At 68.3% G+C, this 12,426-nt stretch carries 10 protein-coding genes; 4 read left to right on the top strand and 6 right to left on the bottom strand.

Going from position 1 to position 12,426, the window contains the following annotated elements; all coding sequences use genetic code 11:
* Positions 1-14: 14 nt before the first annotated feature.
* Positions 15-1,010: a lysylphosphatidylglycerol synthase transmembrane domain-containing protein gene (locus tag AC6R2M_RS04315; protein ID WP_500485829.1), complete on the bottom strand. Its 996-nt coding sequence runs from the start codon at positions 1,008-1,010 to the stop codon at positions 15-17.
* Positions 1,011-1,168: 158 nt separating this feature from the next.
* On the opposite strand from AC6R2M_RS04315, the gene AC6R2M_RS04320 reads away from it, so the two are divergent.
* The gene (locus tag AC6R2M_RS04320) at positions 1,169-2,812 is read left to right on the top strand and encodes an alkaline phosphatase family protein (protein WP_500485831.1); all 1,644 of its coding nucleotides are present in this window, start codon (positions 1,169-1,171) and stop codon (positions 2,810-2,812) included.
* Between the two features lie 372 nt (positions 2,813-3,184).
* Entirely contained in the window at positions 3,185-4,579 is a 1,395-nt protein-coding gene (locus tag AC6R2M_RS04325) for an aspartate aminotransferase family protein (protein ID WP_500485833.1), read from the top strand.
* 116 nt (positions 4,580-4,695) lie between these two features.
* Here the strand turns inward: AC6R2M_RS04325 and AC6R2M_RS04330 are convergent, their stop codons facing one another.
* Positions 4,696-5,046 (bottom strand): hypothetical protein, encoded by a 351-nt coding sequence (locus AC6R2M_RS04330; protein ID WP_500485835.1) that lies wholly within the window; start codon positions 5,044-5,046, stop codon positions 4,696-4,698.
* 245 nt (positions 5,047-5,291) lie between these two features.
* On the opposite strand from AC6R2M_RS04330, the gene AC6R2M_RS04335 reads away from it, so the two are divergent.
* Entirely contained in the window at positions 5,292-6,125 is an 834-nt protein-coding gene (locus AC6R2M_RS04335) for a D-alanyl-D-alanine carboxypeptidase family protein (protein WP_500485837.1), read from the top strand.
* A gap of 129 nt (positions 6,126-6,254) precedes the next feature.
* On the opposite strand, the gene AC6R2M_RS04340 is transcribed toward AC6R2M_RS04335, so the two are convergent.
* The 4 genes from AC6R2M_RS04340 to AC6R2M_RS04355 form a co-directional block, all read right to left on the bottom strand.
* Entirely contained in the window at positions 6,255-6,995 is a 741-nt protein-coding gene (locus tag AC6R2M_RS04340) for an amino acid ABC transporter ATP-binding protein (protein ID WP_500487488.1), read from the bottom strand.
* Between the two features lie 184 nt (positions 6,996-7,179).
* Positions 7,180-8,679 (bottom strand): amino acid ABC transporter permease, encoded by a 1,500-nt coding sequence (locus AC6R2M_RS04345; RefSeq protein WP_500485839.1) that lies wholly within the window; start codon positions 8,677-8,679, stop codon positions 7,180-7,182.
* 50 nt (positions 8,680-8,729) lie between these two features.
* Positions 8,730-9,920 (bottom strand): amino acid ABC transporter permease, encoded by a 1,191-nt coding sequence (locus AC6R2M_RS04350; protein WP_500485841.1) that lies wholly within the window; start codon positions 9,918-9,920, stop codon positions 8,730-8,732.
* A 92-nt stretch (positions 9,921-10,012) separates the two neighbouring features.
* Entirely contained in the window at positions 10,013-11,032 is a 1,020-nt protein-coding gene (locus AC6R2M_RS04355) for an amino acid ABC transporter substrate-binding protein (RefSeq protein WP_500485843.1), read from the bottom strand.
* A gap of 206 nt (positions 11,033-11,238) precedes the next feature.
* On the opposite strand from AC6R2M_RS04355, the gene metC reads away from it, so the two are divergent.
* Positions 11,239-12,420 (top strand): cystathionine beta-lyase, encoded by a 1,182-nt coding sequence (gene metC / locus AC6R2M_RS04360; protein ID WP_500485845.1) that lies wholly within the window; start codon positions 11,239-11,241, stop codon positions 12,418-12,420.
* Positions 12,421-12,426: the final 6 nt, after the last annotated feature.

Below are 12,426 nucleotides of genomic sequence, written 5' to 3' on the forward strand. Positions count from 1 at the left end.
GCTGAGCCCGAAGCTTAGACGGCTCGGCCCGCCGCCTCGCGCTCCTGCCCGGAATGCACCTCGCTCGGCCGCGCCGTGCCGACCAGAGCGAAGATGCCCGGCAGGGCGCCCGCAAGGCTGACGATGCCGTAGAGGATGGCCGAGGCGACGCCCGCCGAGGCGGCGAGGCCGATCAGTGGCCAGAGGGCGGCTGCCGCCGCCTCGCGAAGGCCCCAGCCGCCGATCGAGACCGGGATCAGCATCGTGAGCAGCGCCAGCGGCATGACGGTGACGAGCGCGACCCAGGGCACGGGAGAGCCGACGGCCAGCGCCGCGAAGGCGAAGATGCCGACATAGGTGAAGACGAGCGCCACGCTGACGACGCCCTGGATCGCCCACGCGCCACGCTCCAGATAGACGCGGCGCATGTCCGGCCCGAAGCTCTTCAGGAAGCCGCGGACGCGGGTGGGGCCGAAGACCGCGACGAGGACGACCAGCCCGACGATCGCCGCGACCGTTCCGGCTCCGCCGAGGAGGAGGTCGGTGGATTCCTCCGGCGCCCCCCGCCCGACGAGGATCGGCCAGGCCAGAAGCCCGGCGCCCGTCACCGCGAAGAAGGCGATCTGGCCGGCCGCCCGCTCCAGGACGATGGCGCGGACCGCAACGCCCCAGCGGGCGCGACCTTCGGCATCGCGGATGCGGTTGCGCGCCGCGCGCACCGCGTCCCCGGCCATGCCGCCCGGCACGATCTGGTTGACCAGCGTCGTGAGATAATACTCCCGGTAGGCGAGGGGGCGCGGCAGCTCCTGCCCGAGGCGCCCGGCGGTGAAGCGCCAGCGCTCGGCCGACAGGAGGATCTGCACCTGCATCAGGAGAAGGCCCGCCGCGATCCAGCGCCAGTCGGCGCGGCGCAGGGCCGAGAGCGCGGCATCGGCATCGATGGCGCGGAAGGTCAGCACGAGGACGCCGATCGGCACGACGATGCGCAAGGCCGGCAGGAAGAGGCGTTGCCACCTCGGCTTCGATCTCATCCCGTGTTCCTCGTTCACAGCTTGCCGCCATCGCCCGGCCCGAAGGCTCCGATTCCAGGAGCCTTGCGGGGGTGTTCGACTTCCCGGCCGGAGGCTGGATGACATAATTACGACGGCGGCGCACGAGAGGTTGCAGTTCGTCGGACGACAGGTGGGAAATGAGCCAAGCGCACGGGACGACATCGCAGCGACGGGGTGTCGCAGCCGCCGGTACGGTGCTGCGCGTCGCGCTGGGCGCGCTCCTGCTTCTGGCGATCGTCGTTCTGCCGAACGACTGGGGCCGCGTCATCGCTCGGCCGGACCCGTCGCTCCCGCTGGAATGGGTGGCCGCGCTCGGCCTGCTGCTCGTCTTGCCCCGGCGGGCGGCGGGCATCGCCTGCGCGCTGGTCGTCGCGGTCGCGGGCGCGCTGCTCTTCATCAAGCTCGCCGACATGGGCACGGGCGTCGCCTTCGCGCGGCCCTTCAATCCGATCCTCGACCTGCATCTGTTCGTGTCGGGCTGGCACCTCCTTTCTGGCTCGGTCGGCGTCGGACAGGCCGTGCTCGCGATCGGTCTGGCGCTCCTCGTCTTCTTTGCAGCGCTCCTGGCGCTCGGCTGGGGTCTGCGCGGGCTGGAGAAATGGCCGTCCGCCAGCCGGCGCGCGCCCGGTTTCGCCCTGCTCCTTCTCGCCGCCATCGGCGCCGTGCTCGTCCATCGCGGCCACGCGCCCTTCGCCAACGCTCAGGCGACGCGCTTTGCCGTGGAGCGCGCCGACATCCTGCAGCGCGGCTTCCGCGATCTCGCCGAGTTCGAGACCCTGCTCGACGACGACCCGGCGCGCGCCCTGTCGGGGCCGGGGCTGCTGCAGCGCCTCGAAGGCAAGGACGTCCTGTTCCTGTTCGTGGAATCCTACGGCCGCAGCGCCGTGGAGGGCGAGCGCTACGCCGACGCGGTCCGCGACAGGCTCGCCGGGATCGAGGCGGGCATCGGGGACGCCGGCTTTGCCGCGCGCAGCGGCTGGCTGACGGCGCCGACCGTCGGCGGCCAGAGCTGGCTCGCCCATGCCGCGTTGCTCTCGGGGCTCTGGGTCGACAAGCAGCAGCGCTACGAGCGGCTGATGGTGAGCGAGCGCCCGAGCCTGAACCGGATCTTCAAGGAAGCCGGCTGGCGCACGGTCGGCGTGATGCCGGCCATCACCATGGATTGGCCGGAGGCGCGCTGGTACGGCTACGACACGACCTATGTCAGGGACAATCTCGGCTATCGCGGCGATCCCTTCAACTGGGTGACGATGCCCGATCAGTTCACGCTGAAGGCCATGCAGCGCTTCGAACTGGACGCCGGCAACCGCGCGCCGGTGATGGCGGAGGTGTCGCTCATCTCCAGCCACGCGCCCTGGACGCCGATCCCGCCCCTCCTGCCCTGGAACGCCATCGGCGACGGCACGGTCTTCAACCCTCACGCCAATTCCGGCGATCCGCCGGACGTCGTCTGGCGCGACCATGAGCGCGTCCGCGACCAGTACGCGCTTTCGATCGACTACGCGCTCGAGACGATCGGGTCCTACATCGAGACCTTCGGCACGGACGATCTGGTGCTCGTCGTTCTCGGCGACCACCAGCCGGCCTCCATCGTGACGGGACCGGGCGCGTCCTGGGACGTGCCGGTCCACCTCATCGCGGCGGACCCGGACGTGCTGGAGGCGATCGACGATTGGAGCTGGACGCCGGGCATGATCCCGGATGCCGATGCGCCGGTGATGGGGATGGACAAGTTCCGCGAGCGCTTCCTGCGCGCTTTCTCCAAGCCGGCCCTCGGCTAGGGTGTGTCCCCATAAACAGGAACGAAATGGCGCGAGGTCCGGCGATGAGATGCGAGGAGAAGCGCGACGAGCGGGTCGATGCCCGGTCGAGCGGTTCGACGACGCAGCTCGAAGCCGGGACCGCGTCCCTTCGGGATCGGACGATCCGGGGCGGCAACTTCGTCGCGAGAGCTCGAAAATGCCCGCATTTCCTTCGCTCTCGCTCCTCGTATCCGGCCCGGATCGTCCCGACCATTTCCGTCCCTGCTTATGGGGACACACCCTAGGGTGCGTCCCCCTAAACCGATGCGACGCCGGGGCGGGGTGGCAGGAGAGATCGTCAGCCTCTAGGATCGAAGCGTTCGCCTTTTCCTCCCCGAAGGATCGCATGCCATGTCCGTCGCCCTGCCGAACTCCCTCCACGCCCGCGATGTGGAGTATCTGCTCCATCCGGTGACGAACGCGCGCAAGCACGAGGAGAGCGGGCCGATCGTCATCGACCGGGGCGAGGGGATCTACGTCTACGACGACGAAGGCCGGCGCTATGTCGAGGCGATGGCGGGGCTGTGGAGCGTCGGCGTCGGCTTCGGCGAGAAGCGGCTGGCGGACGCCGCCCACAGGCAGCTTCAGAAGCTGCCCTACTACCACTCGTTCAGCCACAAATCGAACGAGCCGGCGATCGACCTGGCCGAGAAGCTGGTGCAGATGTCGCCCGCGCGTCTGTCGCGCGTCTTCTTCACCAATTCGGGATCGGAAGCGAACGACACCGTCGTCAAGCTCGTCTGGTACTGGAACAACGCGCGCGGCAAGCCGCGCAAGAAGACCTTCCTGGCCCGCCAGAACGCCTATCACGGCATCACCATGGCCTCGGGCTCGCTCACGGGCCTGCCGGTCAACCATCGCGACTTCGATCTGCCGATCCTGCCGGTCAAGCATCTGACCTGCCCGCATCACTATCGCTTCGCGCGCGACGGCGAGAGCGAGGAGGCCTTCGCGCAGCGCCTCGCGGACGAACTGGAGCAGACCATCCTCGACGCCGATCCCGAGACCGTCGCCGCCTTCATCGGCGAGCCGCTGATGGGAGCCGGCGGCGTGCTGCCGCCCCCGGCGGGATACTGGGAGAAGGTGCAGGCCGTCTGCCGCAAGTACGACGTTCTGATCGTCGCCGACGAGGTCATCAACGGCTTCGGTCGCCTCGGCACCATGTTCGCCAGCGACCATTACGGCATCGACCCGGACATCATGGTCGTGTCGAAGCAGCTGACCTCGTCCTACGCGCCGCTCGCCGCCGTCCTGTTCTCCGACGAGATCTATCAGGGCGTGGCGGACAACACGGCAAAGATCGGCACGTTCGGGCACGGCTATACGGCCTCCGCGCACCCGGTCTCCTGCGCCGTCGGCCTGGAGAACCTCAAGATCATCGAGGAGCGCGGACTGGTGGAGAACGCGGCGCGGTCCGGCGCGGTCCTGCAGGAGGAGCTGGCGCGCTTCGCCGATCATCCGCTCGTCGGCGAGGTTCGCGGCGTCGGCCTCATCGCGGCGGTCGAGCTCGTGGCCGACAAGCCGTCGAAGCGACGCTTCGATCCGGTCGGCAAGGCGGGCGCCTACCTTTTCGCCAAGGGCCACGAGCACGGCGTGATCGTGCGCGCCATGGGCGACCAGATCGCCTTCTGTCCGCCGATGATCATCACGCCGGACGAGGTCCGCGACATGATCGCGCGCTTCGAGCGGGCGCTGGGCGAAACCCATGACTATCTGAAAAGCGAAGGTGCGCTGAACGCGGCCTGAGGATCGAGCCTCGCCGCGTCAGGGCCGGACCGGGCGTCCGCCGGCATGAGGAGGACGGAAACGAAAAAAGGGGCGGCGGACATCGTCCGCCGCCCCTTTCATTGGAAACTCGCTCCTTACGAGCGCGGCTCGGTCGCGATCGTCGTGCCGTCCGGCTGGACGGTCGTCGCGTCCTGCTCCTGCTCGGGAGCCGTCGGATCGACGCCGGAGGGCTCCGCCGTGGTGCCGGTCTGCGGCACGATCACGGGCTGAGCCGTGGTTGCATCCTGCTCGCTCTCGGTCGCGGTCGGATTGTCGCCGGCGGCCGGAGCGTCGGTCGTCGTCACCGGAGCGGCTTCCTGAGCCGGAACGGTGGTCGCGTCCGTCTGGGTTTCCGTCTCGGTCGGCGACACCGGAGCCGGCGTCTGCGCGACGGCGGCGCCGGCGATCGCGGTGGAGGCGACGAGCGCGAGAAGCATGGACTTCATGGAATTCTCCTGTGCGAGAAAAACGGTTGCGCCGATGGCGCTGGTCCCCTCCACAACGGCTCGATGACGCATTCGTTCCGGCCGTTCCCGTTCGCAAGGCTCGCGACACGCGTGCACGGTAGGGTAGAGCGGGACTTCTCCCTCGATCGCGAAGGGCAGGCCGTGCCCGACGTGCGGCCTGCGACCGGAAGAGCATGACGAAACCAGCGGTCCTTCGGACCAGATCCCGGCCCGGGCGCTCGCCCATGCGCCTCCTTGGCGCCCTGTCGCTCGCCATCGCCCTCGCGGGCTGCCAGACGGCGACGGTCCTCTCGCCGACGACGGGCGAGCGGATCGCGGTCCCCGAGGCCGCGACGCCCTTTCTCGGCGTCCCGGTCGAACGGGCGGCCTCGACGCTCGTCGTCGATGCGGTGTCGGGCCGCGTTCTCTACCAGGAGGACCCGGACGGACTGCGCTTTCCCGCCTCGCTGACCAAGCTGATGACGCTCTATCTCGTCTTCGAGGCGATCGAGACCGGCCGGCTGTCGATCGACGAGGAACTGCCCGTCTCGGCGGACGCCGCCTCGCGCCCGCCGGCCAAGATCGGCGTCCAGGCGGGCACGACGATCCCCGTCCGCGAGGCGATCCGGGCGCTGGCCATCCGCTCAGCCAACGACGTCGCGGTCGTGATCGCGGAGCGTCTGGCCGGCTCGGAGCCGGCCTTCGCCGTGCAGATGACGCAGCGCGCGAAGGCGCTGGGGCTTAACTCGACGCGCTTTGCCAACGCCTCGGGCCTTCCCGATCCGGCGCATGCGACGAGCGCGCGCGACATGGCACGGCTGGCGCAGCTGGTCCGCGCCCGCTTCCCCGCCTACGCTCCGGCCTTCGCGGCGCGCGAGTTCCATTACGGCGGGCGCCGCTTCGAGGCGACCAACAAGCTTCTGGGCGAGGTGCCGGGCGTGGACGGGCTGAAGACCGGCTATACGCGGGCGAGCGGCTTCCATCTGATCGCGACCGCCAGCCGGGGCGGGCGGTCGATCATCGTCGTCGTCATGGGGGGACGACCGGGCGCGAGCGCGACGCACGCGTCAAGGAGCTGATCGAGACCTATCTGTAGGTCCGCGGAACCGGGCACCAGCAAAACCCGGCGGCCGCGTCCCATCCCTTTCACGTCGCGAGCGCGACGCGCGTCCCGGACGCCCTGGGAAGGGCGTCGGAACCGTCGCGGTCTAGTGCAGGATCTGCGACAGGAAGAGCTTGGTGCGCTCGTGCTGCGGGTTGGAGAAGAACTCCTCCGGCACGTTCTGCTCGACGATCTGGCCGGCATCCATGAAGATGACGCGGTTGGCCACCTGCCGGGCGAAGCCCATCTCGTGGGTGACGCAGATCATGGTCATGCCTTCCTCGGCCAGACCCACCATGACGTCGAGCACTTCCTTGATCATCTCCGGGTCGAGCGCGGAGGTCGGCTCGTCGAAGAGCATCACCTTCGGGTTCATGCAGAGCGAACGGGCGATCGCCACGCGCTGCTGCTGACCGCCGGACAGCTGGCCCGGATATTTGTGCGCCTGCTCGGGGATCTTCACGCGCGTGAGGAAGTGCATCGCGATCTCCTCCGCCTTCTTCTTCGGCATCTTGCGCACCCAGATCGGGGCGAGCGTGCAGTTCTCGAGGATCGAGAGGTGCGGGAAGAGGTTGAAGTGCTGGAACACCATGCCGACCTCGCGGCGCACGACGTCCACCTTCTTCAGATCGCCCGTCAGCTCGGTGCCATCGACGATGATGCGGCCCTTCTGGTGCTCCTCCAGCCGGTTGATGCAGCGGATCATGGTCGACTTGCCGGAGCCCGAGGGGCCGCAGACGACGATGCGCTCGCCGCGCCGGACCTTCAGGTTGATGTCGCGCAGCACGTGGAACTCGCCGTACCACTTGTTGACGTCGACGAGTTCGATCGCGACCTCGTCCGACATCTTCGACTGCGAGGGGACGCGTTCGGCGTTTCGGGTCTCGACGTTGCTCATGCGGTGAATGCTCCTGTCGGTCGTTCGCTCGAAGAGCCGAACCCGTTGGGTCTTTCGAGGCGAGCTTCGGCCTCGTGTTGGTGTCTTGCGTGTTCCGGGCGGGGCTCGGCGCCCGGTGCCCGGAACGTCCGCGTCAGTTCTTGTGCCCGCGCGCCAGCCGCCGCTCCATGGAGATGGAGTAGCGCGACATGCCGAAGCAGATGATCCAGTAGATCAGGCCGGCGAAGACGAGGCCGGTGGCCGCCGTCGTGGGCGTGATCCAGGTCGGGTCGTTGAAGCCGCGCCGCACCGTGCCGGTCAGGTCGGCCAGGCCGACGATGTAGACGAGGCTCGTATCCTTCGCGAGGCCGATGAAGGTGTTGACGATGCCGGGAATGACGAGCGTCAGCGCCTGCGGCAGGATGATCATCCGCATCTTCTGCCAGTAGGTCAGCGCCATGGCGTCGGCGCCTTCGTACTGGCCGCGCGGGATGGCCTGCAGGCCGCCGCGAACGACCTCCGCCATGTAGGCCGAGGCGAAGAGCGAGACGCCGACGAGCACACGCAGAAGCTGGTTGAAGGACACGCCGCTCGGCAGGAACAGCGGCAGCATGAAGGTCGCCATGAAGAGGATCGTGATCAGCGGGACGCCCCGCCAGAACTCGATGAAGATCACGCAGATCAGCTTCACGGCCGGCATCTTGGACTGACGCCCGAGAGCCAGCAGGATGCCGAGCGGCAGCGAGACCGCGATGCCCGTGACCGCGACCACGAAGGTGAGCATCAGCCCGCCCCACAGATTCGTCGGCACGAAGGGGAGGCCGAAATTGCCCGTCAGCGCGACGACGAGGGCGACCGCCATGACGAGCGGCAGGAGTGGTACGAGCGCGCCGGACTTGAACTCGGCGGTGCGGTAGACGGCGAAGGCGCTCAACAGGATGGCGAGCGTGGACAACAGCACCGAGCCGGCGGCCAGGATCGTCAGGCGCATGCCCAGAACGTCGAGGCGCGTGGCGCCGACGACCAGTTGCAGCGCCCAGAGAACGCCCGCGATCGCAACGAGATAGGGCGCGACCTTCATCGCCTTGCTGGAGCGCACCGTCGCGCTGCGACTCATGGCGAGGAACAGGGCGACGGCGGCCGCGACGAGGAAGAAGAAGGCGGCCGCGCCCGGTGCCAGCGACACGCGGCCGCCGGTGAGGAGGACGAAGGCGACGAGCGGGAAGACCGCCGCCAGAAGAAAGCCGGTGAGCTTCTTGTAGGGCACCCGGGGGATGACCAGGGCGGCGATGAGAGCCAGGAAGATCACGAAGACCGTGTCGACCCGCCAGCGCTGCGCCACCGGGTACAAGCCGTACATGAACTGCGAGAAGCGCGCCCGCACGAAGGCCCAGCAGGCGCCGACCGCGCCGCCGTCGGTCGCGAGGCAGGCCGTGCGGTCCGTGCCAGACCAGACCGCATCGATCACGGCCCATTGCAGGATCTGCATGACCGCCCAGGCGGCGATCAGGCCGATCACGATGGTGAGGACGGCGTCCATCGGCGTCGCGAAGAAGCTCTTGCGAAGGCGCGCGACCATCCCCGCCTCATTGGCGGGCGGCGGCAGGGGCTCCTTGTTCCCCGGAGAGACGTAGCGTGCGACCTGTTCTTCCATGGGTGACGTATCCGCTTGTCTTCAAGGCTCGGGCGAGGACCGGGAGCGCCTCAGCGCTCGACCAGCCGCATCCGGGCATTGAACCAGTTCATGAGGAGGGCCACCGTGAGGCTGAGGCCGAGATAGGTCATCATCCAGAAGGCCACGACCTCCACTGACTGGCCGGTCTGGTTGAGCACCGTGTTGCCGATCGCCACGACCTCCGGATAGCCGATGGCGAGTCCGAGCGAGGAGTTCTTCGTCAGGTTCAGATACTGGCTCGTCAGCGGCGGGATGATGACGCGGAAGGCCTGCGGCACGACGACGAGGCGCAGCGCATGGGAGCGCTTCAGGCCCAGCGCGGCGGCCGCCTCGTTCTGCCCCTTGGAGACCGAGAGGATGCCCGCGCGGACGATCTCGGCGATGAAGGAGGCCGTGTAGAAGGACAGCGCGAGGAAGAGCGCCAGGAACTCCGGACGGATGTTGAAGCCGCCGGTGAGGTTGAAGCGGCCCTGCTCGGGCACTTCGATCGACATCGGCCAGCCCATGAGCGCGAAGACGACCAGCGGCAGGAGGACGATGAGCCCGAGCGCCGGCAGAAGCGTCGGGCGGCGCTGACCCGTCGCCATCTGATGCCGCGCGTTGACGCGCGACAGGACGATGGCCGCGACGATGCCGATCAGAACGAAGACGCCCGCGACCCACGCCCCGGATTCGAAGATCGCCATCGGGGTCTGGAGACCGCGGTTCGAGATGTAGGAGGAGAGAGGCAGCTCGACCGCGTCGCGCGGCAGCGGCAGCACGGTCAGGACGCCGAAATACCAGAAGAGGATGACCAGCAGCGGCGGCAGGTTGCGGAAGGTCTCGACGTAGAAGGTGCAGACGCCGCGCACCAGAAGGTTGTGCGACAGGCGACCGATGCCGACGAGGAAGCCCAGGATCGTGGCGAGCACGATGCCGCTGGAGGCGACGATGATGGTGTTGACGATGCCGACGAGGAGCGCCCGGCCGTAGGTGGCGTTGCTCGTGTACTCGATCGGAAGCTGGCCGATGTCGAAGCCGGCGCGCGCGCCCAGGAAGCCGTAGCCGGAAGCGATGTTGGCGGCGCGCAGATTGCGCTGGATGTTCTCGAACAGCCACCATCCGAAGGCGAAGAGGGCCAGAACGACGACGACCTGGATGAGGATGCTCCTCACCTTCGGGTCGTTGAGGAACGAGGTGCGGCTTTCGCCTCGGTTGTAGGGAGCGGTCTCGGCGGTCATCGCGGCCCGATCGTTGAGCATTTGCGGAACGGGCGCCGCGGATCGAGGGATCCACGGCGCCCGCAAGTGGCTATGGCGTCGCGAAGGCTCGCTTAGCGGACCGGCGGCGCGTACTGCAGGCCGCCGTCGGTCCACAGCGCGTTCTGGCCGCGCGCGATGCCGAGCGGAGTCTCGGAGCCGACGTTGCGCTCGAAGCTCTCGCCGTAATTGCCGACGTGACGGATGATGCGGACCGCCCAGTCGTTCGGCAGGCCGATCGCCGCGCCGAAGTCACCGTCGAGGCCGAGCAGGCGGCGCACGTCCGGGTTCTCCGACTCCAGCATCTCGTCCAGATTGCCCTGGTTGATGCCGAGCTCCTCGGCGTTCAGCATGGCGAAGTGGACCCACTTGGCGATGCCGAACCACTCGAAGTCGCCCTGGCGCACGGACGGGCCGAGCGGCTCCTTGGAGATGATCTCCGGCAGGATGATGTGGGCGTCCGGCTCGCCGAGCTCCAGACGCGAGGCGGCGAGGCCCGAGGCGTCCGTCGTGAAGGCGTCGCAGCGCTGCGAATCGTAGGCCGCGAGCGCGTCCGCCTGCTGCTCGATGACGACCGGATTGTACTCCAGGTTGTTCGAGGCGAAGTAGTCGGCGAGGTTAAGCTCGGTCGTCGTGCCGCTCTGAACGCAGACGGTGGCGCCCGAGAGCTCCAGCGCCGAGGTGACGCCGAGGTCCTCGCGGACCATGAAGCCCTGGCCGTCGTAGTAGTTCACGCCGGCGAAGACCATGCCGAGATTGGTGTCGCGGTCCATCGTCCAGGTGGTGTTGCGCGACAGGATGTCGACTTCGCTGTTCTGCAGCGCGGGGAAGCGCTGGACGGCGGAGAGCGGCGAGAAGGTGACGGCGGCCGGGTCGTCGAAGATCGCGGCGGCGACCGCGCGGCAGTAGTCGACGTCGAGGCCCGTCCACTCGCCGGCGTCGTCCTGCGAGGAGAAGCCCGCCAGGCCGGTGTTCACGCCGCAGCGCACGCTTCCGCGATCCTGCGTTTCCTGCAACGTCTGAGCGGAGGCGACGCCGACCGTGCCGCCCGCCACGGAGAGACCGAGCGCGGCGGTCAGAAGCTTCAGTTTCATCAGTTCACCTTCCCGATTTGACCTTATGACCGCAAAGTATCGCAGCCGGCCCTCCCATGAGCGCGGCGGCTTTTGCGGCAGCGGACTTTGTCCGAAGCTGGATCACATGCGATAAAGATTGTGAGGTCAAGCTTTTGCCGGAATTTTTCAACCGGAGAAGCTTGTACCCTGCCGCCCTGCCGCATCGATCAGCGAAAGAATAGAGTTTGAGCAGCAAATCGCCTTTCGAGGGTTCAGCCACCCGCCTTCTGCGCGCCGGCCACGAGCCGCGCAGCTATCATGGCTTCGTCAACCCGCCCGTCGTCCACGCCTCGACGGTCCTGTTTCCGGATACGGAGACCATGCGCCGCCGCGGGCAACGCTACACTTATGCGTTACGAGGCACGCCGACGACCGAGGCGCTGGAGGAACAGCTCGACGAGCTGGAGGGCTCGAAGGGAACGATTCTCGTGCCCTCGGGGCTGGCGGCCGTCTCGATCCCGCTTCTGGCCTTCCTGTCCAGCGGCGACCATCTGCTCGTGGTCGATTCCGTCTACGGGCCGACACGCATCTTCTGCGACACGATGCTGCGCCGCATGGGCGTGGAGGTCGAGTATTTCGACCCGGCCGTCGGTGCCGGCATCTCGACCCTGATCCGCCCGAACACGCGCGCCCTGTTCCTGGAGGCGCCCGGCTCCAACACCTTCGAGATGCTGGACGTCGCACCGATGGCGGCGGCGGCGCGCGCAGCGGGCGCCGTGACGATGATGGACAACACCTGGGCGACGCCGCTCTATTTCCGCCCGCTCGACCACGGCGTCGATCTCTCGATCCATGCGCTGACGAAGTATCCCGGCGGCCATTCCGACGTCATGCTCGGCTCGGTCTCGGCCAACGAGGCGACGTTCGGCCGGCTGCGCGACGCGCAGATGCAACTGGGCGTGAACGCCGCGCCCGACGACGCCTATCTCGTCTTCCGCGGGCTGAAGACGATGGCGGTGCGGCTGGAGCGTCACCAGGAAGCGGCGCTGCGTCTGGCCGAATGGCTGGAGACGCGGCCGGAGGTCGCGCGCGTCCTGCATCCGGCGCTCCCCTCCTTCGCGGGGCACGCGCTCTACAAGCGCCAGTTCAAGGGGTCGAGCGGCCTCTTTTCCATCGTGCTCGAGGGCGGCGGCGACCGCGAGGCCGCGGCCTTTCTCGATGCGCTGCGGCTCTTCGGGCTCGGCTATTCCTGGGGCGGGTTCGAAAGCCTCGCCGTGCAGCCCGATCTGCGCGATCGCACCGTCGCCAAGGCTCCCCAGGAAGGCCCGGTCCTGCGCTTCCAGGTCGGGCTGGAGGACATCGCGGACCTCAAGGCCGACCTCGAACGCGGCTTCCGCGCGCTCGAGACGCTGCGGACGGGCGCCTGAAACCGG

This window comes from Aureimonas sp. CAS, assembly GCF_059838215.1.